The organism is Rhodococcus sp. Leaf233 (assembly GCF_001426165.1).
GTDB classification, from domain to species: Bacteria; Actinomycetota; Actinomycetes; order Mycobacteriales; family Mycobacteriaceae; genus Rhodococcoides; species Rhodococcoides fascians.
On sequence record NZ_LMRO01000013.1, the window covers coordinates 258,644 to 280,143 of the forward strand.

Here is a 21,500-nt window from a genome sequence, read left to right on the forward strand (position 1 = left end):
GACTCGGCTGGAGGTCGGGTAGCGATCCAGGCAACTCGGGTCGCTACAGCTCCGGCGGGCGGTGAACAACTAGGCTCGACTGTCGTGGCCACCACCAAAGTCGAACGCCTGATGAACCTGGTCATCTGTCTGTTGTCGACGCGTCAGTTCCTGACCGCGGAGTGGATCCGCGAGAGCGTTGCCGGGTACGACGACTCGACGAGCCTCGAAGCGTTCAGCAGGATGTTCGAGCGTGACAAGAACGAACTGCGCGATCTCGGGGTGCCCCTCGAGACCGGCATCGCCACGCGGTTCGGTGGTGTCGAGGGCTATCGCATCAACCGAGATGCCTACGAGCTGCCGGACATCGATCTCACCAGCGAGGAATCGGCTGCGGTCGCGGTGGCCGTCAAACTGTGGGAATCACCGGAACTGACCTCCGCGGCCCAGAGTGCGCTGCTGAAACTGCGCGCCGCAGGTATTCAGGTCGACCAGAACGAGTCGGCGGCTGCCGTCACGGCCGTTCCGGCCCGAACCCGCGGGTCCGAGCCCGCACTGGGCGCCCTGCTCGCGGCGATCGACGAGGGGAAGTCGGTGCGGTTCGAGCATCGACCCTCGTTGACCGAGCCGTTCGTCACCCGAACCGTCCAGCCGTGGGGCGTTGTGACGTTCCGGGGACGGTGGTATCTCGTGGGACACGACGTGGACCGAGACGACACCCGAACCTTCCGACTGTCCCGGATCGGCGACGACGTCAAAGCCTTCGGATCACCTCAGAGTGTCCGCAAGCCAGACGGTATCGATCTTCAGGACATCGTCCGCCGCGTCGCAGGCACGTCCTCGGTGTCGGGTACCGCGCGAGTGTGGCTCCAGGACGGTCGGGCGACGGAGCTGCGGAGGATGGGCACCGTGGTGGGGGAGCAGACGGTGGGGTCGCGCACCGGAACGGTCGTCGAGGTTCCGGTACGGTCCTGGGATTGGATTTCGCGGCTCATCGCCGGTCACGGTCCCGACGCGATGGTGTTGGCCCCGGCAGAGCTGCGGGCCGATGTCATCTCCACATTGCAGACTGCAGCCGAACTGGAGAACGAACGATGAGCGCGCGTCTGTCGGTGCGGTTGGCCCGCCTGCTCAACATGGTGCCCTTCTTCATGGCCAATCCGGGGTTGAGCGCCGAGGAGGCCGCTCGGGAACTGGGCGTGACCACCGCGACGCTGATGGCCGATCTCAATCAGCTCTGGATGTGCGGTCTGCCCGGGTACGGACCGGGTGACCTCATCGATCTGTCGTTCTCCGAGGAGAGCATCGACGTCACCTTCTCCGCCGGGATCGACCGGCCGCTGCGGTTGACGTCCACCGAGGCCACCGCACTGTTGGTCGCACTTCGGTCGTTGACCTCGATGCCGGGGATGGTCGATCCGTCGGCCGCTCAGCGAGCGATCGCGAAGATCGAGACCGCGGCCGGGTCGGCGGCGGCGAATGTGCCGCTCTCGTCCGACCACGACACGGCCGACGCGGAGGAGGGTCCGGTGTCGAGCACCGTACGGTCTGCGCTCCGAGCCCGGCACGCACTCGAACTCACCTACTATTCGGCGTCGCGAGACGTGCTCACCGAGCGCATCGTCGATCCGATCAGGACCGTGGTGGTCGACGACAACAGCTATCTGCAGGCATGGTGTCGCGGCGCCGAGGGCGTTCGGCTGTTCAGATTCGATCGCATCGATTCGGCCACCGAACTCGACGAACCGTCGTCTCCGCCGGAGTCGGTGCAGGACGAGGACGCGTTCGAAATATTCAACGACGACCCCTCTCTGTCCCAAGCGCGGTTACGCGTCTCACCTGCGTTCACCTGGATCCTGGACTACTACCCGATGACGCAGGTAGCCGCCGATTCGGACGGGTCCATCGAGGTGACCATGCGTTTCGCGACGCTGCAGTGGATGACCCGGCTGACCCTCGGGTTCGGCGGTGGCGTCACCGTACTGGGACCTGAATCCTTGGTGAATTCCGTCCGCGATCGTGCGCGGTCCGCCCTGAATGCCTACGCGGAGCTCGACGCCACCGACACCGATGGCGGCCTCGCAACATGAACGTGAGGTGAAGCGGTGCGCTCCGTTGCCGAGCGCACCGCCCGCCGTCGGGTACGCTCGATTCATCTGATCTCAGGAGGTTCACATGGGATTCACCAGTCCCTGGCACTGGGCCATCGTTGCGGTGGTCGTCATCATTCTGTTCGGTTCCAAGAAGCTGCCCGAGGCTGCGCGTGGACTCGGACGCTCGTTGCGCATCTTCAAGAGCGAGGTCAAGGAGATGCAGAACGACGGCAAATCCGACACCGATACCGCGACTGCACAGCAGCCGGCCGCACCCGCTCAGCTGCCATCGCCGGCACCCGTGGCGCAGACCGAGACCACACCCCAGCACGACGCGAAGTCTGCCTGAGCGACGCCGCTCAGCACACCTTCGGTGCCGCGTCGGCACCGAAGGTTCACTGCTGTCGGTGACGGCCTCGTGCCGCCTGCCGACCGAAGAAGGCTGACCGTAGAACACCATGCGCATTCCGTTCGATCCACGGCGCAGTAAGCGTCGAGTCAATCCCGACGGCACGATGTCGTTGGTCGATCACCTGTACGAGCTGCGAACCCGGCTGCTCTGGTCGCTGCTGGCCATCGCGGTGACCACTGCATTCGGATTCTTCTGGTACTCACACACGATCTTCGGCGTCGAAAGCCTCGGCGATCTGCTCCGAGGCCCGTACTGCACCCTGGACCCGAGCCTGCGTGCGGATCTGAGCAACGACGATCAGTGCCGCCTGCTCGCCACCGGCCCGTTCGACCAGTTCCTGCTGCGGTTCAAGGTGGCGTTCACCGCAGGCGTCGTGCTCGCCTGCCCCATCTGGCTGTACCAGATCTGGGCGTTCATCACTCCCGGCCTGTACGCCAACGAACGCCGTTACGCAGTCTCCTTCGTCACCGGTGCCGCTGCGCTGTTCGTGACCGGAGCGATTCTGGCGTACTTCGTCGTCGCCAAGGGCTTGCACTTTCTGCTGTCGATCGGTGACAACGTCCAGATCACGGCACTGAGCGGCGATCAGTACTTCGGTTTTCTGATCAATCTTCTGATCATCTTCGGTGTCAGCTTCGAAATACCGCTGCTGGTCGTCGGGTTGAACTTCGTCGGTGTTCTCACCTACGAACGCCTGAAGGCGTGGCGTCGCGGGTTGATCTTCGGACTGTTCGTGTTCGCGGCGATCGCAACGCCCGGACAGGATCCCTTCTCGATGCTGGCCTTGGCGTTGGCTCTGACGGTGCTCTTCGAGATGGCAGTGCAGATTGCGCGGATTCACGACAAGCGTAAGTTGCGCAAGAGAAGAGACGAATGGGGTGATGTGTCAGATGACGAAGCAACACGCATCGAAGGCGCAAGTTCTATCCAGGCCCCACACGCTGTCGCACCGACACCGCCGGTGGGCGGTATCGGCACTGCGACCCGAACACAGGCACAGTACGACGACACGATCTGATGTGAGTCCCAGCGACGGGGAGCGACCATGAGCGAGGCTGTTGTCGACACCCGGTCCAGGCCAGAACCCACGGAACTGCAACGGTTTTCCGCGGAGTTGAGTTTTCCGTTGGACCGCTTCCAAGTGGATGCGTGCACTGCATTGGAGAACGGTCACGGGGTGTTGGTCTGCGCCCCGACCGGCGCGGGCAAGACGGTGATCGGCGAGTTCGCGGTGCACCTGGCCCTCGCTGCCGGTCGCAAATGCTTCTACACCACCCCCATCAAGGCGCTCAGCAACCAGAAGTTCGCCGAGTTGACTGCGCGATACGGACGCGAGACGGTCGGTCTGTTGACCGGTGATTCGTCCATCAATCCGGATGCACCCATCGTCATCATGACGACCGAGGTGCTCCGCAACATGCTCTACGCATCCTCCGACGCACTGCGCGGGCTCTCGCACGTGGTGATGGACGAGGTGCACTACCTGGCGGATCGGTTCCGAGGTGCGGTGTGGGAAGAAGTAATCCTGCACCTGTCCGACGACGTGCGTCTGGTGAGCCTGTCCGCAACGGTCAGCAACGCCGAGGAGTTCGGCGCGTGGATGAGTACCGTTCGCGGCGACACCTCGGTCGTCGTGGACGAGAACCGTCCCGTTCCGCTCTCGCAGCACATCATGGTGGGCCGTCGGTTGTTCGATCTCTTCGACACCCGAGCACAGTCACCGGACGGCCACCAGAAGGTCGTCGTGGACCGAGACCTGGTGCGGCACGTCAAGCAGCGTCAGTCGCTGGACTCCATGGATCGGTGGCACGCACCGCACAGTCGAGGACGCGGAGGTCGAAGCGGGGGCGGCGGACGCGGCGGCCACCAGGGAGGCGGAGGTGCCAACCGTCCGCTGGCTCGTCCCGACGTGATCGCCAAGCTGGACGAGGAAGGTCTGCTCCCGGCCATCACGTTCATCTTCAGTCGTGCAGGCTGTGACGGGGCCCTGACTCAGTGCATGCGTTCGCGGCTGGTTCTGACGACGCCTGAGCAGGCCGAGGAGATCAGGTACATCGTCGAGAAGCACACCTCCGAACTCCCGCGCGAGGATCTGGAAGTGCTCGGCTTCTGGGAATGGCGAGATGCGCTCGAACGCGGGTTCGCCGCGCACCACGCCGGAATGCTGCCGGTCTTCCGCCACACCGTCGAGGAGCTGTTCGTCAAGGGATTGGTCAGAGCGGTGTTCGCCACCGAAACTCTGGCTCTCGGAATCAATATGCCTGCCCGAACCGTGGTGCTCGAAAAGCTGGTCAAGTTCAACGGTGAGACGCACGCGGAGCTGACACCGGGGGAGTACACCCAGCTGACCGGCCGGGCCGGGCGACGCGGCATCGACGTCGAGGGTCACGCGGTTGTGCTGTGGCAGCCCGGTACCGAACCGACCGAGGTGGCCGGACTCGCGTCGACGCGAACGTTTCCCCTCCGGAGCTCTTTCGCGCCCGCCTACAACATGTCGATCAATCTGATCGAACAGTTCGGGGCAGCGGATTCACGGCAGTTGCTCGAGCGGTCCTTCGCTCAGTTCCAGGCCGACCGGTCCGTCGTCGGCATGGTCCGCGGTATCGAGAAGAACATGAAGACGTTGGAGGCGCTCGGCGCAACGCTCGGTGGCCCCGACGGGGAGTACTTCGAGTACGCGCGACTGCGCGAGCGTCTGAAGGATCGAGAGAAGACCCTCGAGCGTCAGAACAGGTCCGATCGGCGGGACAAAGCCGTCGACTCGTTGCGTGCGTTGCGCCGCGGCGACGTGATCTCGGTGCCGTCCGGACGGCGCAGCGGACTGGCAGTGGTACTCGAACCGGACGACGATCGCGGCGATCCGCGGCCGCTCGTGCTGACCGAGGACAAATGGGCCGGCCGTCTGTCCGCTGCCGATTTCCCAACGCCGGCAACGCCTCTCGGCTCCATGCGATTGCCACGGTTCGTCGATCACCGCACCGCCAAGACCCGTCGGGATCTGGCGGCGGCATTGGTCACCCGCGGCATATCCCAGCCCTCCGATCGAGTGGGACGAAAGTCGACCGCCGCCGACGACAAGGAGTTGGCAACCCTGCGGCGGGCCATCCGCTCGCATCCGGTGCACAGCCGGCCGGATCGCGAGGAACTCTCTCGAACCGGCGAACGCTACAACCGGCTGGCCCGGGAGACCGAGTCGATGCGGCAGAAGGTGTCGGCCACGACGAACTCGTTGGCCCGAACGTTCGACCGCATTCTGGCTTTGCTGGCGGACCGCGGTTACGTGACCCCGGGCAAGGATCCCAAGGTGACCGACGACGGTGCGCGATTGAGCCGGATCTATTCCGAATCCGATCTTCTGGTCGCGGAATGCCTCCGCGGCGGACTGTGGCAGGGCTTGTCGGCCGCAGAGTTGGCCGCAGTGGTCTCGGCCGTGGTCTACGAGTCCCGCTCCGAGGGAGACATCACCCCACACGGCCCGACCGGACCCATCAGGCACGCGTTGACGGAGACCGTGCGGGTGTGGCACGAGCTGCGGGCCGACGAGGTTCGGCACAAACTGCCACCGACCAGAGAGCCGGACATGGGCTTCGTCAAAGCGATCTACAAGTGGGCTTCCGACCATTCGCTCGTCGACGCACTGGTCGCGGCAGGCGACAACGGCAAGGCGCTGTCCGGTGGCGACTTCGTCCGTTGGTGTCGGCAGGTCATCGACCTGCTCGACCAGGTCCGGCTCGCCGCTCCCGAACCCGAGCTGTCGCGAACCGCCGCCCGTGCCGTCGCTGCGCTGCGACAAGGAGTGGTGGCCGTCGATGCCGCGTGACAGATGCTGCGTGACGGGCGCTGCGTGACGGGCCGAAACCGGACTGCCGGGTCGGTACAGCGGACGCAGCGACAAGCGGGATACTGTACCCCCGACGGATTCGAGATTTCAGTGGAGGCGAGATGAGCGGCCCATACGGTCCGACCGACCCCGACAACAGTTGGTCACGAACGCCGGACCAGGACGGTGCCGCAAAGGACGGGCAGGAAGCTTCCACCGGCGAAGCTGCGGCGACATCCGAATCGCAGACTCCGACTCCGTCGGCGTGGGGACAGTACGCGCCGCCCACCGGCACCCCGACCACGCAGTACGGCGAACCTTCCGGAGGCGCATACGGCCAGTCTCCGCAGGGGCAAACTCCGCAGGGGCACTACCCACAGGGCGGGTATCCCCAGGGGCAATACCCCCAGGGCGCGTATCCGGCCGGGCCCTACCCGCAGCAGGGTCAGAATCCCCAGGTTCAGGGTCCGCAGGGGCAGTACCCGCAGGGCTACAACCCGCAGAATCCCACCGCACAGAACCCCACCGCACAGAACCCGACCGCGCAATACCCGGCGGGACAGCCGTACGGGGCACCGTATCCGGGGACCGGACAGCAGCCTGCCGGTGACGCCGCCTACCAAAACCCCTACGCACCACAACAATTCGGTGGCAGTGGGCAGTACGGTGCCGGCCAGTACGGTCAGCAGCCTCCCTTCGCGGGCGGGCAGAATCCGAATCAGCAGTATCCCGGTCAGCACTATCCCGGACAGCAGTATCCGGGCCAGTACCCCGGGCAGTACCCGGGCCAGCAGCCAGGTCCCGGTCGCAGTGGCGCGCAGTCCAAGAAGCCGCTGATCATCGCGGGCTCCGTCATCGCCGTCGTGGCCGTGGTCGCGGCAGTGCTATACTTCGCGTTCGGGCGCACGACCACCCTCGATACGACGGCCGCTCAGGACGGTATTCGCACGGTGTTGACCGAGTCCTACGGTGCCACGAACGTCTCGGGGGTGTCGTGCCCGCAGAACATCGAAGTCAAGGCCGGCACCAGCGTCGATTGCACGCTGACGGTCGACGGGGCGTTCAAGAAGGTGACGTTGACGTTCCTCAACGACGACGCCGACTACGAGGTCTCACTCCCGAAATAGCCCCGGTCAATTCTGCGACGCCGTGGCCGCCATCGCCGAGACGAGGCGGTCCACGGCGTTTCTGATTGCCAGGGTCTCCGCGAGCTTGTCGAGTGCCTCGAGATCTGCCGGTTCCGCCGGAATCTCGTCCGACCTCGACAGAACGACGTCGGCATCGGTGACGACCCGCACCACCGGCAGTGCCGCATCGAGGTAGTCGCTGGCGTTGGCCAGCTTCGCCCGAATTCCCTTGGCCATGTCCGACTCCGGATCTAGTGCCGCTGCACGCAGGGCCGCGACGGACTCGTACTGCAGCATGAGTGTGGAGGCCGTCTTCTCGCCGACACCCTTGACACCCGGTAGCCCGTCCGACGCGTCACCGCGCAGAAGCGCCAATTCCGCGTAGGCCGCTCCCGCGCGGTGCAACGGGACGCCGTACCGCTCGGCCACTTCGACCGGGCCGAAGAGTTCGGCCTTGGCCAAGCCTCGACCCACGTACAGCACCCGTACCTCGTTCGGTTCGTCCGCCGCCACCTGCAACAGATCTCGGTCGCCGCTGACCACGACGACGGGATCGCGTCGTTCCTGTGCAGCCAAGGTTCCGAGCACGTCGTCGGCCTCGAGGCCGTCGGCCCCCGCGGTGGCAATTCCCAACGCCGCCAGAACGTCCATGATCATGTCCACCTGTGGCGTCAGGGTCTCGGGAACCTCTTCGCTCTCGGCCACATCCGGCGCGGCGTCGGCAACCCGGTGAGCCTTGTACGAGGGAACGAGGTCCACTCGGAACTGTGGACGCCAGTCGAGGTCGAGGCATACAGCCAATCGGCTCGGTTCGGTTCGCGTGATCAGGGCCGAGATCATGTCGAGGAAACCTCGCACGGCATTGACGGGACGGCCGTCGGGCGCCGTAATCGACTCGGGCAGAGCGTAGTAGGCCCTGAACCACAGGCTCGCGCCGTCGAGGAGCAGCAACGGCGACTTTCCGGGGGTGGTCATGGGGCTCATCTTGCCGTACGGCACTAGCCTGGAGGTATGAGTGTCGATTCTTCTCGTTTTCCCAGCGATGTCTACGCCTCCAGACTCGCGCGCGCGGCCCGCCTGACGTCGGACGCAGGCTTGGACGCCCTGCTGATCACTCCGGGCCCGGATCTGCAGTATCTGATCGGGTCCACGGCCAGCTCGTTCGAGCGTCTCATCGCGTTGGTGGTGCCGGCCGACGGCAGCACTCCCAGCATCGTCGTGCCGCGGCTCGAACTCGCCGCGCTGGGTGCCTCCGCCGCCGAGGACCTGTCACTGACGCTCGTCGATTGGGTGGACGGCGTCGATCCGTACGCGCTCGTGGCTGCGGCCGTGCCGGCCGGCAGCAAGACCGCTGTCGCCGACGTAATGCCCGCCCTGCACTTCGTGCCGCTGGCAATGATTTTCGGGACCGTGCCGGTACTGGCGACAGACGTTCTGCGCCAGCTGCGGATGATCAAGGACGACGCCGAGATCGATGCTCTGCGTCGAGCCGGTCATGCCATCGACCGGGTTCACGCCCGGATGGGCGAGTGGCTCCGAGTGGGCCGAACCGAAGCCCAGATCGCGGCAGACATCGCGACGGCGATCGTCGAGGAAGGCCATACCGCACCGGAATTCATCATCGTCGGCTCCGGTCCGCACGGTGCCGATCCGCACCACGAGGTCTCCGATCGTGTCGTCGAGGCCGGCGACGTGGTCGTCGTCGACATCGGTGGACCCGTTGCGCCGGGATACAACTCGGACTCCACTCGCACCTACAGTCTCGGCGAGCCTTCGGCCGAGGTCGCTACCCGGTACGCGGTACTGGAGCGAGCTCAGCAGGCAGCAGTCGACGCTGTGTCGCCGGGAGTCAGCGCGGAGTCCATCGACGCAGCCGCACGCGAGGTGTTGGTCGAAGCAGGTCTGGGAGAGGCGTTCCTGCACCGCACCGGACACGGTATCGGCCTGTCGGTGCACGAGGAGCCGTACATCGTGGCGGGCAACGACATCACTCTCACCGAGGGAATGGCGTTCAGCATCGAACCGGGCATCTATTTCCGTGGGCAGTGGGGTGCCAGGATCGAGGACATCGTCGTCGTGACGGCGGACGGGTGCGAATCGGTCAACCTCCGCCCCCACGGTCTCGCCGTGCTGCCGGTGTGACCGACGGCCGCCGAGCCGAGTTCGTCTCCGTCGTCAGGACGAATCCGATTGTGGCCGAGGTACTTCGGCGTGCGCCGCAGCTCGGGCTTTCGAATTGGTACCTGACGGCGGGCGGTCTGTTCCAAACCGTGTGGAATCACCTCGCCGACCGAGATCTCGGGGCCGGAATTCGCGACTACGACTTCTTCTACTTCGACGACACGGATCTGTCGTACGCCGCCGAGAACGACGTGATCGAGACCGCGGCCGACGTGTTCGCCGACCTCGGGGTCGATGTCGAAGTGCGTAATCAAGCGCGTGTACACCTGTGGTACGAGCAGCATTTCGGAGCGACGTTGGCTCCGTACCGAAGCTCCGAGGATGCCATCGACCACTTCGTGTCGACCACGTGCTGTTTCGGGATCGCCGTGGACTCCCACGGTATGGACCGCGTCTATGCCCCACACGGCTTCGACGACCTGTTCGCCGGGATCGTCCGGCCGAATCCGCGATTGCCGATGCGGCACGTCTACGAGGCGAAGGCCGCGCGGTGGACCACCGAATGGCCGAACCTGACCGTTCTACCCTGGCCGACGGACGACTAGCGTCGCAGCAGCGAGCGGCTGCCCAGTACCCGCCGCACCGCTATCTCGACGACGACGCGGGTCGGATTCTCCCGCGGCACTCGATAGCGTCGGGCATAGCGGTTCTCCGCATCGGCGACCGACTCGTGGTCGTCACGAACGGTGGCCGGACCCTCCAACGTCAGCCAGCGGGCACCGTCGATCTGGGTGACGGCGGCGTAGGCACCGCGGCCGGCGTTGATCGCCTTCTGCGACACGTTGTTGGTGATGACACGGGCGACGTGCGCGTCCGCGTCGTAGGTGAACCCGACGGCGACGACATGGGGCGTGCCGTCCGGACGCAACGTTGTCAGCGTGGCGAGGTGCCGTTCGGTGAGGAATTCGATCGCCTCGTCGGTGAGGGCAGTCGCGTCAGCGGGGGTAGCGGCCATGACTCGACTGTAGTGACGTGCCCCGACTGCCACGAGCGGGGCTCGATCGGAGAGACTGTTCGGCGTGAGCAGACGATCTGAACCCGCCTCGGGAACGTTGTTGTTGCTCGGCGGCCGAAGCGAGATCGGTCTCGAGGTCGCCACTCGGCTGGCACCGGGACGAACCGTCGTACTGGCCGCTCGGCGCAGTTCCGACCTGGCGACGCAACGGTCACGTGTGCTGCAGGCAGGCGCGACGACCGTCGATGCGGTCGAGTTCGACGCGAACGCCATGGCCACCCACGAGGAAATCCTGCGCTCCGTCGTGGAACGGCACGGGCCCATCGGGATCGTGGTGTTGGCGTTCGGGATTCTGGGGGATCAGACGCGCGCCGAGGACGACGCCGGGCATGCGCTGGAGGTGATCACGACCGACTTCCTGGCCCAGGCTTCCGTCCTCACCCACGCCGCGAAGGTACTGCGGGCGCAGAAGAGCGGCGATCTGGTGGTCTTCTCGTCCGTCGCGGGTGTCCGGGTGAGGCGGGCCAACTACGTCTACGGCTCGGCCAAAGCGGGTCTGGACGGCTTCGCCAGCGGACTGAGCGATTCCCTGCACGGCACCGGCGTCCATCTGTTGCTCGCGCGCCCAGGGTTCGTCATCGGTTCGATGACCGAGGGCATGGACCCGGCACCGATGTCCAGCACACCCGATCAGGTGGCCGCCGCGGTGGTGGCTGCGCTGCGCAGCCGGAAGTCGACGGTGTGGATCCCCGGCACTCTTCGCCCGGTGTTCTTCGCGATGCGACTGCTTCCGCAATGGCTGTGGCGCAGGATGCCGCGCTGATGGCGGAGCCCGACCCTCACCCCATCGCAGTGGTGGGAATCGGCGCGGACGGTTGGGACGGACTGTCTGCTGTCGCACGTGTCGTGGTCGAGCAGGCAGATGTCGTCTTCGGGTCGGCGAGGCAGCTTGCCGGCGTGGGGGACAGGTGCGCCGACGCTCGTGAGTGGCCCAGTCCGTTGCTGCCGAGCCTGCGGCCGATGATCGACTCCTGTGACGGCCGCACCGTGTGTGTGCTGGCCAGTGGCGACCCGATGTTTCACGGTATCGGTGTGAGCCTGGCTCGCGAATTCGGCGCCGAACGTCTGAGGGTGTATCCCGCACCGTCGTCGGTTTCGCTCGCCTGTGCGCGTCTGGGCTGGTCGCTCGCGCACACCACGACGGTGTCGCTGGTGAACAGCCCGGTCGAGACCGTCCTCCCGGAACTGGGCCACGGTCGTCGACTTCTCGTACTGAGCCGAGGCAGCTCGACACCGGGTGACGTGTGTGCGCTCCTGCGTGACAACGGTTTCGGTGCCAGCACGGTGAGTGTGCTCGAACAACTCGGCGGCCCGGCCGAACGAGTCACCCGGGGGACGGCGACGGAATCGACGTTCGCCGACGCCGACCCGCTCAACGTCGTCGCGCTCGAATGCGTTCGAGATCGCGGCGCCACCAGACTCACTCGCGTTCCGGGCCTGCCCGATTCGCAGTACACCGGAGACGGTCAGATGACCAAGCAGGAAGTGCGCGCACTGACGCTGTGCGCGTTGGCGCCCGGAGCCGGCGAGGTCCTGTGGGACGTCGGCGGAGGCTCGGGGACGATCGCCATCGAATGGATGCGCACCGATCCATCGTGTCGCGCAGTGACATTCGAGTCGTCCGGGGATCGTCGACACCAGATCACGACCAACGCACAACGGCTCGGGGTGCCCGGGCTGGCCGTGCTCGGCACTGCGCCCGGGGCTTTCGAAGAGGTCCCCGGCAGTGCAGGCGTTCCGGACGCGGTGTTCGTCGGCGGCGGGGCGACCGAGCCGGGCATGATCGAGCGGTGCTGGGCGGCCGTGCGTCCCGGTGGCCGATTGGTCGCCAATTCGGTGACCGCAGAATCGGATTCACTGCTGCTCTCGGCAGCTGCACGATACGGCGGCAGGCTGCGCCGGTTCCAGATCTACCGGGGTGAGCCGTTGGGCTCCTTCACCACCTGGCGACCACAACTGCCGGTCACCCAGTGGTGCGTGACGAAACCCTGGGGCGCGCCCGACGGGGCGGATGCGGACGAGCAGTGAAGGTCCTACTCCTGGGCGGCACGTCCGAATCCAGGCAACTCGCCGCCGCCGTGGCCGGCGTGGCCGGGATCGAGTTGATCACCTCGCTGGCCGGGCGCGTCGCCGAGCCGGCACCGGTGTCGGGCCATACCAGGATCGGCGGTTTCGGCGGTGCCGACGCATTGGCACAGTGGATTCGAGACAACGCCGTCGACGCACTGGTCGACGCGACGCATCCGTTTGCCGCCACCATCACCGCGCATGCCGACTACGCTGCTCGGACAACCGGTGTCGCTCATCTCGTGCTGACCCGGCCACCGTGGATCGCGTCGACGGACGACCAGTGGACCACCGTGGCATCCCTACCCGAGGCGGCCGCATCGATAGAACCGGGTAGTCGGGTGTTCCTCACCATCGGCAGGCAAGGCGTTCACCATTTCGCCGGAGTCGCCGATGCGTGGTTCCTGATTCGTTCGATAGATCCACCGACCGGTGCCGTTCCCCCTCACGCCACCCTCGAGCTCGGCCGCGGGCCGTTCGACCTCGCGCACGAGTCGGCAATGCTCGCCGACAACCGAATAGACCTGCTGGTCACCAAGAACAGCGGCGGCACGATGACCCGCGCCAAGCTCGACGCGGCGCGATCGGCCTCGATTCCCGTTCTGATGATCTCGCGACCCACCGTCGACATCTCGGCATCGACGGTCGACGAGGTCGATGCCGCCGCTCGGTGGTTGATCGAACGCCTACGCGTCACTCACTGACGGGTAGCGCCGCGACGTGAACACTTTCGGACCGCTTCCGGTCTCCACCACCGTCGTCATCGAGGAGCCGATGATGAGCAGGCACCGCATGTCGATCGACTCGGGATCGAGTTCCCCGAGGGTCACGGTGCGCACCGATTCCTGCGCACTGCCTACCGCGCGCCCGATCACCACCGGCGTCTCCGGTGAACGATGTTCGAGCAGAACATCTTTCATGGCCGCGACCTGCCAGGTGCGAGTCTTCGACGCCGGGTTGTAGATCGCGATCGCCATGTCGGCTTCGGCCACTGCCGAGAGCCGTCGGGCCACCACGTCCCAGGGCTTGAGTCGATCGGAAAGGGAGATGACGGCGTAGTCGTGTCCGAGCGGCGCGCCGACGCGGCTGGCAACAGCATTGGCTGCCGTCATTCCCGGGACCACGCGTACCGGTACCGAACTCCACTGCTGTTCGGCTGCAACCTCGATGACCGCTGTCGCCATCGCGAACACACCCGGATCACCCGAGGACACCACAGCGACGCGGCGACCCTGTTTGGCGAGGTCGAGGGCGAATGCCGCGCGCTCGGATTCGACCTTGTTGTCGCTCGCATGCCGAATCTGGCCGGGTCGCTGCGGAACTCGATCGATGTAGGTGATGTATCCGACCAGATCGGTTGCTGCCGCGAGTTCGGCTCGCACTTCGTCCGTCGTCCACACGTCGTCGCCCGGACCGAGACCGACCACGACCACTTCGCCCGTACTGGTGGGAAGTTCGGTTCGATTCGACGGACTCGGCACGACGATCATCGAGAAGTACGGCACGTTGTCCGCGTCGGCGGCATCGAGGACGCGTTGCTCGGCTGTACTGGCCCGCTCGACGTACCGCGCTTCGTCGAGCCTGCCGGATCGTTCCAGTGCATCGAGCACGGTCGGATAGGTTCGACCGAGTTTCATGATGACCGCGGCGTCGGTGCCGCGGAGTCGGCGAGTGAGTTCGTTCACCGGCAAGGTGCCGGGGAGGACGGTGAACACCTCGTCGCGCTCCACCAGTGGAGTCGCCAGCGCGGCCGATGCAGCACTCACCGAGGTCACGCCGGGAACCACCTCGACCTCGAACCGGTGTGCCAGGCGTTTGTGCATGTGCATGTACGAGCTGTAGAACAGTGGATCGCCCTCGGCCAGAAGCACAACCGATCGGCCGGCGTCGAGATGAGCGGCGAGCCGTGCGGCAGCGGACTCGTAGAACTCGTCGATGGCACCCTGGTACCCACCGGGATGAGCCGTCGCCTCGGTGGTCACCGGATACACCAGGTGTTCTTCGATCTGCCCGTCGCGCATGTAACCGGCCGCGAGGGCACGCGAGATGCTGCGACCGTGCCGAGCACTGTGGAACGCGACGACATCGGCCTCGCCGATCACGCGAGCGGCCTTGACGGTCAACAACTCCGGGTCGCCCGGGCCGACGCCCACTCCCCACAACTTTCCGCTGGAGCTCATTCTTGTTCGCTCGCAATGGCATTTACCGCGGCGACGGTGATGGGGCTGCCACCGCGTCTGCCCCGGACGACCAGATATTCCACGCCGAGGTCGGCGGCTATCAGATCTTCCTTCGACTCCGCCGCGCCGATGAATCCGACCGGGCCGCCGACGATGGCTGCGGGCTTCGGAGCTCCGGCCGCGAGCATTTCCATCAGGTGGAACAGGGCGGTCGGCGCGTTTCCGATCGCGACGACGGCACCGCCCAGCTTGTCACCCCACAACTCCAGCGCGGCAGCGGTTCTCGTGGTGCCCATACTCCGAGCCAAATCCGGCACCCGAGGATCGGACAGGGTGCACAGCACCTCGTTGTCGGCCGGCAGACGGCGACGAGTGATACCGGCGGCAACCATGTTGGCGTCGCACAACACGGGTGCCCCTGCGCGCAGGGCAGTTCGGGCGGACTCCACCACGTCGGGCGTGAAGCCGATCGTCTCGGTCAGGTCGATCTCACCGACAGCGTGAATCATGCGCACGACGACCTGGGCGACGTCCGGGGTGAACCGAGACAGATCCGCTTCGGCACGGATGGTTGCGAAAGACTGGCGGTAGATCTCCGCGCCGTCACGGATGTAGTCGTGCATGCGTGTCACGATAGGGGAGAGGGCCCCCTCAGCCGGAAGCCGGTCTCCAGGTGCTCAGGACACCTGGTAGCCGATTCCCGTCGCGATGACGTCGGTCACCTCGCCTTTGGGTCGGCCGCATCGACGCTCGCAACCGGACCAATGCTGCCGCTCGTCCCGTGGCGTCATCCGCGCATCGACCGCGGCCGCGAGGTCGGCTCGGACGTCGGCGAGGGACTTCTCGCAACCGGGCGATCCGGTGCAGGCACTGACTCGGATCCACGGTGACGCGGCGTCGAAGATCAGGCCCATGGGTGCGAGAACTCGAACGACCTGTTCGGCCGGTTCCTCGTCCAGATCACCCACGATCAGCGATCGCCACGGCGTCACGATCAGCGGACGATCGACGGCCGCGAGGAATTCGGCCAACCGCGCGCCGAGGACGCCGTTGGCCAGACCTGCGCCGAGCGCAACGTGGCCATCGTCCTGATCGAGCCAGCCGATCGGTGGCACCTCGACCGGCGCGGGCATGGCCAGTACCGGTCCGGCCTGGAACCCGAGCACGTCGACGATGCGCTCGGCACCGCCGTCCAGTTCCGCCAGTCGCCATTCCTTGTTTCGCAACCGGACGAAGGCATCCGCGCAGTCGAGCAGAGTCGAGACCACGTGCTCGCGGTCGACGCGTACACCGCTGTCGCGTCCTCCCAACAGCACTGCGAACGACCCGTCGGCCTGGGCGTACACCCCGAAGTCGGGTTCGAGTCCGCACAGATCCCCGCGGCCGTCGTCCACGGCGAACAATGTCCGGCCGGGCAGTCCGGCGAGCTCGGGGCGAGCGCACACGGCAGCGTCGAGCTCACCGACGAGACCGCGGACGTCGGTGAGTCCGCCGACCCGGCCCGACAGCGGCGAGGCGAGGATGTTGCGCACGCGCTCGTGCGTCGGAGACGGCAGCAACCCGGCCGCGGCCAACCTGTTCGCGAGCTCGTCCGGGTCCGAGACCGCACGAACCTGGATGTTGCCCCTCGACGTGAGTTCGAGCGAGCCGTCACCGAGCTCGGCCGCGGCCTCGGCCAGGACCTGCATCTGCTCCGGCAGCACGAGGCCGCCCGGGAGCCGGATTCTGGCCAACGGACCGTCCGCCGCGCGGTGCGTCGACAGAGCTCCGGGGCAGCCGTCGGGCACGGACCTACTGGGCGAACTCATGTTCACCAGGCTACAAGTGCGACGGGTGGCCCGATCTCGTCCCGGCACCGGTAGCATTCGATGTTCACGGCTCCGGCCGAGAGGAAACCGGTGAAATCCCGGTACGGTCGCGCCACCGTGACCGCCCTGTAGTTCGTCGAGAGCAGCTCGTCGGGAATGGTTCATGGGACTTGTTCTCGAGGATCGTGCCTTCGGGACGGGGCGGGAGTCGGACCCTCTCACCGACGAGCTCGGACGATTCACCGATCCAGGGGCGCGAAACCCCGAGGAGGGCGTTACCCGTGTTTCTGTTGCTGTCCACATCGGACACCGATCTGCTCAGTGCCCGCGCCAGTGGGGCCGATTTCACGTGGGGCAACCCGTCCCGCCTGCTGGCGGAAGACATCCCGTCGATGGCCGAATCGGCCGAGCTGATCATCGTCCGCATTCTCGGATCGCGTCGCTCGTGGGAGTCGGGAATCGAGGCCGTCCTGGCCACCGGTTTGCCCGTGGTCGTGCTGGGCGGCGAACAGGCCCCGGATGCGGATCTGATGGAGATCTCCACGGTGCCCGCCAACGTCGCCGCCCAAGCGCACAACTATCTGGCCGAGGGCGGCTCGGGCAATCTGCGGCAGCTGTACAACTTTCTGTCCGACACAGTGCTGCTCACCGGTCACGGTTTCGACGCACCTCGACATCTGCCGACGTGGGGCCACCTCGAGCGGAACTCCACCCAGCACTCCGACGGCCCGACCGTGGCGATTCTGTACTACCGCGCTCAGCATCTCGCCGGAAATACCACCTACATCGGTGCCCTCGCCGCCGCAGTCGAGAACGCCGGGGCGAACGCACTGCCGATCTACTGTGCGTCACTGCGCACGGCGGAAGCCGACTTGCTGGAGACGCTGAAGTCGGCGGATGCCTTGATCGTGACCGTGCTGGCTGCAGGCGGCACCAAACCCGCCGGTGCTTCGGCCGGCGGCGACGACGAAGCCTGGGATGTCGCCGAGCTCGCCGCCCTCGACGTTCCGATCCTGCAGGGTCTGTGCCTGACGAGTTCCCGCGCGACGTGGTCGGAGAACGACGACGGACTCTCGCCCCTCGACGTGGCCACGCAGGTCGCTGTCCCGGAATTCGACGGCCGCCTCATCACGGTTCCGTTCTCGTTCAAGGAGATCGACGACGACGGCCTGACCACCTACGTTCCGGACCACGAGCGAGCAGCACGCGTTGCCGGCATCGCCGTCCGCCATGCGCGGCTCCGACACATCCCGGCCGCCGACCGCCGAATCGCCCTGATGTTCTCGGCGTATCCCACCAAACATGCCCGCATCGGCAATGCCGTCGGCCTCGACACTCCCGCCAGCGCGATCGCGTTGATGTCGGACATGCGTGAGGCCGGCTACGACCTCGGACCGCTCGAGGGCCCGGATTCGGTGCCCGGTCTGGCGGCCCGAGACGGCGACGCACTGATCCACGCCTTGATCGCCCGTGGCGGTCAGGACCCCAACTGGCTCACCGACGCCCAGCTCGAGGGCAATCCCATTCGCATTTCGGCGGCCCGGTACCGAACCTGGTTCGAGCAGCTTCCCGACGACCTTCGCGAGGGTGTGATCGAACATTGGGGACCGGCACCGGGTGATCTCTACGTCGATCGTTCCGCTGATCCCGACGGTGAGATCGTCATCGCAGCAATGCAATTCGGCAATGTGGTCATCATGGTTCAGCCGCCGCGCGGATTCGGTGAGAAGCCCGTTGCGATCTATCACGACCCGGATCTGCCGCCGAGTCATCACTATTTGGCCGCCTACCGGTGGATCTCCGCAGCCCGCGAGGACGGCGGCTTCGGGGCCGACGCGATGGTTCATCTCGGTAAGCACGGAAACCTGGAATGGCTCCCCGGCAAGACCCTCGGCATGTCCGCCTCCTGCGGCACCGACGCTGCACTGGGCGACTTGCCGCTGATCTACCCCTTCCTGGTCAACGATCCGGGGGAGGGCACACAGGCCAAGCGGCGAGCCCACGCCACGCTCGTCGATCACCTCATCCCGCCGATGGCGCGAGCGGAGAGCTACGGAGACATCTCTCGGCTCGAACAGCTGCTGGACGAACACGCGAACATTTCGGCTCTCGATCCGGCCAAGCTGCCGGCCATTCGCCAGCAGATCTGGACGCTGATGACCGCGGCACAGATGCACAAGGACCTCGGACTCGACGAGCGTCCCGACGAGGAAGTGTTCGACGACATGCTGCTGCACGTCGACGGATGGCTGTGCGAGATCAAGGACGTGCAGATCCGCGACGGGCTGCACATCCTGGGCCAGGAGCCCGTCGGCGACGCCGAGGTCGAGTTGGTGCTGGCGATGCTGCGCGCTCGGCAGATGTGGGGCGGCGAGCAGACGGTGCCCGGTCTACGCGAAGCTCTCGGGCTCAGCGAGGACGGCGACGAGGAACGCACGCGCGTGGACAGCATCGAGGCCGTCGCGCACGGACTGGTCGCGGCAATGCAAGCGACGCAGTGGAATCCGGCCGAGGCCGAGCGGGTTGCGGGCGAACACGGTGACGTGGTCGCAGAGATTCTGAGGTTCGCCGCCGCCGAGGTGGTACCGCGTCTACGCGGAACTTCCCGCGAGATCGAGCAGGTGTTGCACGCTCTCGACGGCGGGTTCATCGCGGCGGGTCCGAGCGGTTCACCGCTGCGCGGCCTGATCAACGTGCTTCCTACCGGCCGCAATTTCTACTCGGTCGACCCGAAGGCAGTGCCGTCGAAATTGGCGTGGGAGACCGGTCAGGCGATGGCAGAATCCCTGCTCGCTCGCTACCGCCAGGATCACGGAGAGTGGCCGAAGTCGGTCGGTCTCTCGGTGTGGGGCACCTCGGCCATGCGGACCTCGGGCGACGACATCGCCGAGGTGTTCGCTCTGCTCGGAGTCTCCCCGGTGTGGGACGAGGCCTCGCGCCGGGTGACGCGCCTCGAGGTGATCGACCTCGACGAGCTCGGCCGCCCCCGCATCGATGTGACGGTTCGGATCAGTGGATTTTTCCGTGACGCGTTTCCGCACGTGCTCGCCCTTCTCGACGACGCGGTTCGGATGGTGGCTGCGTTGGACGAGGAGCCCGAGCAGAACTACGTACGTGCACACGCGCAGGCCGATCTGGCCGAACACGGTGACGAACGACGTTCTACGACACGCATTTTCGGGTCGAAGCCAGGAACGTACGGTGCCGGGTTGCTTCAGCTGATCGACAGCAAGACGTGGCGCAGCGACGACGACCTTGCTCAGGTGTACACCACCTGGGGCGGCTTCGCCTACGGCCGCGGACTCGACGGAGTACCCGCGTCGGACGACATGCGCACTGCGTACAAGCGTATTGCCGTGGCCGCCAAGAACACCGATACACGTGAGCACGACATCGCCGATTCCGACGACTACTTCCAGTACCACGGCGGCATGGTCGCGACGGTGCGCGCGCTGACCGGAAAGTCGCCCGAGGCATACATCGGTGACAGCACGCGGCCGGAATCGGTTCGCACGCGCACACTCTCGGAAGAAACCGCCCGCGTCTTCCGCGCTCGGGTCGTCAACCCTCGGTGGCTCGAAGCCATGCGCAGGCACGGCTACAAGGGTGCGTTCGAGATGGCGGCGACCGTGGACTACCTGTTCGGTTACGACGCCACCACCGATGTGGTGCAGGACTGGATGTACGAGAAGTTGGCCGAGACCTATGTGCTCGACGAGCAGAACCAGAAGTTCATGCAACAGTCCAATCCCTGGGCACTGCACGGTATCGCCGAACGACTGCTCGAGGCCGCGGAGCGCAAGATGTGGGCCGAGCCGGACAAGCAGGTTCTCGACGGCTTGCGCCAGGTGTACCTGGAAACCGAAGGTGAGCTCGAGGGGGAGTAGCGACGTACCCTTCTCGGTATGACTGCCACCTTCGAGGACATTGCCAAGGGCAAGTACGTACTGCTGACGACGTTCAAGAAGGACGGCACCGCCGTACCGACCCCGCTCTGGGGTGCGCTCGACGGTGATCGTCTGCTCGTGTGGACGGTGTCGGATTCGTGGAAGGTCAAGCGCATTCGCCGTAACTCGAAGGTTCTGCTCGCACCGTGCGACATGCGCGGCAAACCCCAGGGCGACGCGGTCGACGCGACAGCCGAGATCCTCGATGCAGCCGGCACCGAGAAAGCGCGCGCGGCGATAGTGTCGAAGTACGGCATCCTGGGCTGGCTCACCGTGAAGGGCAGCGTTCTTCGAAGGGGCAAGAGCGGCTCGGTCGGGCTCGCGATCACTCCCGCGTAACCGGTCTGCACGACGACACCATCGTTGGTATGCGCAGTTCCGAATGCTTCATGAGGCGGCTTCCCCTGCTGCCGGAACGGAGCACCACGTGCCTATTGCAGTGACCGATTACAACCATGTCCGACTCACCGTCAGTGACATCGACCGATCCCGATCGTTCTACGACTCGGTGTTCGGCTTCGAGGTGGCCTACGCCTGGGATCCCGACGCGGACGAGGAGACCAAGAAAGCCCTGTGGTTCCTCTTCGGCGGCGTGATCTACAAGTTCGGCGGGGGTTTGCTCGGTCTGCGCCCGGTCGCGCCGAGCGACGACACCTTCGCCGAAGATCGTTGTGGGCTGGACCACCTCAGCTTCACCGTCGATACCCGTGCCGCGCTCGAGGATGCAGTCAAGACGCTCGATGAGCTCGGCATCGCGCACGAGGGCATCAAGGACGCAGGGCCCGGACTGTCCATCGTGGAGTTCCGCGACCCCGACAACATCGCTCTCGAGTTGTCCGGACCCGACAAGTAACGGTCGGACGCAGGGCCT

Annotated in this window: 19 protein-coding genes; 14 read left to right on the forward strand and 5 right to left on the reverse strand. The window is 66.0% G+C overall.

The features are described from left to right. Positions 1-84: 84 nt before the first annotated feature. From ASH04_RS23940 to ASH04_RS23965, 6 genes are all read left to right on the forward strand, one after another. Positions 85-1,077 (forward strand): helix-turn-helix transcriptional regulator, encoded by a 993-nt coding sequence (locus ASH04_RS23940; RefSeq protein WP_027497091.1) that lies wholly within the window; start codon positions 85-87, stop codon positions 1,075-1,077. Continuing rightward, a complete protein-coding gene (locus ASH04_RS23945) occupies positions 1,074-2,069 on the forward strand; it encodes a helix-turn-helix transcriptional regulator (protein ID WP_027497092.1) in 996 nt (331 codons plus the stop codon). The genes ASH04_RS23940 and ASH04_RS23945 overlap by 4 nt, the downstream gene beginning before the upstream one ends. A gap of 85 nt (positions 2,070-2,154) precedes the next feature. Next, complete coding sequence (tatA, locus tag ASH04_RS23950; RefSeq protein ID WP_027497093.1) at positions 2,155-2,421, forward strand: Sec-independent protein translocase subunit TatA; 267 nt, start codon at positions 2,155-2,157, stop codon at positions 2,419-2,421. Between the two features lie 109 nt (positions 2,422-2,530). Further along, positions 2,531-3,502: a twin-arginine translocase subunit TatC gene (tatC, locus tag ASH04_RS23955; RefSeq protein WP_027497094.1), complete on the forward strand. Its 972-nt coding sequence runs from the start codon at positions 2,531-2,533 to the stop codon at positions 3,500-3,502. A 27-nt stretch (positions 3,503-3,529) separates the two neighbouring features. Further along, positions 3,530-6,304 carry a DEAD/DEAH box helicase gene (locus ASH04_RS23960; protein ID WP_051365148.1) on the forward strand — a complete coding sequence of 925 codons (2,775 nt, stop codon included), beginning with the start codon at positions 3,530-3,532 and terminating at the stop codon, positions 6,302-6,304. Positions 6,305-6,426: 122 nt separating this feature from the next. Next, positions 6,427-7,431, forward strand: a complete 1,005-nt coding sequence (locus tag ASH04_RS23965) for a DUF4333 domain-containing protein (RefSeq protein WP_057474721.1) — start codon at positions 6,427-6,429, stop codon at positions 7,429-7,431. A 6-nt stretch (positions 7,432-7,437) separates the two neighbouring features. Here ASH04_RS23965 and ASH04_RS23970 read toward each other — a convergent pair whose 3' ends face one another. Then, a complete protein-coding gene (locus ASH04_RS23970) occupies positions 7,438-8,415 on the reverse strand; it encodes a 5'-3' exonuclease (RefSeq protein ID WP_057474745.1) in 978 nt (325 codons plus the stop codon). A 27-nt stretch (positions 8,416-8,442) separates the two neighbouring features. Between ASH04_RS23970 and ASH04_RS23975 the strand changes: the two genes are divergently transcribed. Beyond that, positions 8,443-9,573: a M24 family metallopeptidase gene (locus ASH04_RS23975; RefSeq protein ID WP_057474722.1), complete on the forward strand. Its 1,131-nt coding sequence runs from the start codon at positions 8,443-8,445 to the stop codon at positions 9,571-9,573. Next, positions 9,570-10,157: a nucleotidyltransferase family protein gene (locus ASH04_RS23980; protein ID WP_057474723.1), complete on the forward strand. Its 588-nt coding sequence runs from the start codon at positions 9,570-9,572 to the stop codon at positions 10,155-10,157. The genes ASH04_RS23975 and ASH04_RS23980 overlap by 4 nt, the downstream gene beginning before the upstream one ends. Here the strand turns inward: ASH04_RS23980 and ASH04_RS23985 are convergent. Continuing rightward, positions 10,154-10,567 carry a TIGR03618 family F420-dependent PPOX class oxidoreductase gene (locus ASH04_RS23985; RefSeq protein WP_032365855.1) on the reverse strand — a complete coding sequence of 138 codons (414 nt, stop codon included), beginning with the start codon at positions 10,565-10,567 and terminating at the stop codon, positions 10,154-10,156. The two genes, ASH04_RS23980 and ASH04_RS23985, sit on opposite strands and share 4 nt — an antisense overlap. Before the next feature lie 64 nt (positions 10,568-10,631). Here ASH04_RS23985 and ASH04_RS23990 point away from each other — a divergent pair, with 64 nt between their 5' ends. Genes ASH04_RS23990 through ASH04_RS24000 form a run of 3 tightly spaced genes read left to right on the forward strand, consistent with a single transcriptional unit; the run spans position 10,632 to position 13,398 of the window. Further along, positions 10,632-11,390: an SDR family NAD(P)-dependent oxidoreductase gene (locus ASH04_RS23990; RefSeq protein ID WP_057474724.1), complete on the forward strand. Its 759-nt coding sequence runs from the start codon at positions 10,632-10,634 to the stop codon at positions 11,388-11,390. Then, positions 11,363-12,655 (forward strand): precorrin-6y C5,15-methyltransferase (decarboxylating) subunit CbiE, encoded by a 1,293-nt coding sequence (cbiE, locus tag ASH04_RS23995; protein ID WP_235580084.1) that lies wholly within the window; start codon positions 11,363-11,365, stop codon positions 12,653-12,655. Before ASH04_RS23990 ends, cbiE begins: the two co-directional genes overlap by 28 nt. Next, on the forward strand, positions 12,652-13,398 hold the full coding sequence (locus ASH04_RS24000) for a cobalt-precorrin-6A reductase (protein WP_057474725.1): 747 nt from the start codon (positions 12,652-12,654) through the stop codon (positions 13,396-13,398). Before cbiE ends, ASH04_RS24000 begins: the two co-directional genes overlap by 4 nt. On the opposite strand, the gene ASH04_RS24005 is transcribed toward ASH04_RS24000, so the two are convergent. Genes ASH04_RS24005 through cobG form a run of 3 tightly spaced genes read right to left on the reverse strand, consistent with a single transcriptional unit; the run spans position 13,381 to position 16,682 of the window. Continuing rightward, positions 13,381-14,874 carry a precorrin-2 C(20)-methyltransferase gene (locus ASH04_RS24005; protein WP_057474726.1) on the reverse strand — a complete coding sequence of 498 codons (1,494 nt, stop codon included), beginning with the start codon at positions 14,872-14,874 and terminating at the stop codon, positions 13,381-13,383. The two genes, ASH04_RS24000 and ASH04_RS24005, sit on opposite strands and share 18 nt — an antisense overlap. Then, positions 14,871-15,497 carry a precorrin-8X methylmutase gene (locus tag ASH04_RS24010; RefSeq protein WP_027497104.1) on the reverse strand — a complete coding sequence of 209 codons (627 nt, stop codon included), beginning with the start codon at positions 15,495-15,497 and terminating at the stop codon, positions 14,871-14,873. Before ASH04_RS24010 ends, ASH04_RS24005 begins: the two co-directional genes overlap by 4 nt. 54 nt (positions 15,498-15,551) lie before the next feature. Further along, positions 15,552-16,682 (reverse strand): precorrin-3B synthase, encoded by a 1,131-nt coding sequence (gene cobG / locus ASH04_RS24015; protein ID WP_057474727.1) that lies wholly within the window; start codon positions 16,680-16,682, stop codon positions 15,552-15,554. Positions 16,683-16,963: 281 nt separating this feature from the next. On the opposite strand from cobG, the gene cobN reads away from it, so the two are divergent. From cobN to ASH04_RS24030, 3 genes are all read left to right on the forward strand, one after another. Further along, complete coding sequence (gene cobN / locus ASH04_RS24020) at positions 16,964-20,569, forward strand: cobaltochelatase subunit CobN (protein WP_057474728.1); 3,606 nt, start codon at positions 16,964-16,966, stop codon at positions 20,567-20,569. 18 nt (positions 20,570-20,587) lie between these two features. After that, entirely contained in the window at positions 20,588-20,968 is a 381-nt protein-coding gene (locus ASH04_RS24025; RefSeq protein WP_027497107.1) for a PPOX class F420-dependent oxidoreductase, read from the forward strand. 88 nt (positions 20,969-21,056) lie between these two features. Next, on the forward strand, positions 21,057-21,482 hold the full coding sequence (locus tag ASH04_RS24030) for a VOC family protein (protein ID WP_027497108.1): 426 nt from the start codon (positions 21,057-21,059) through the stop codon (positions 21,480-21,482). Positions 21,483-21,500: the final 18 nt, after the last annotated feature.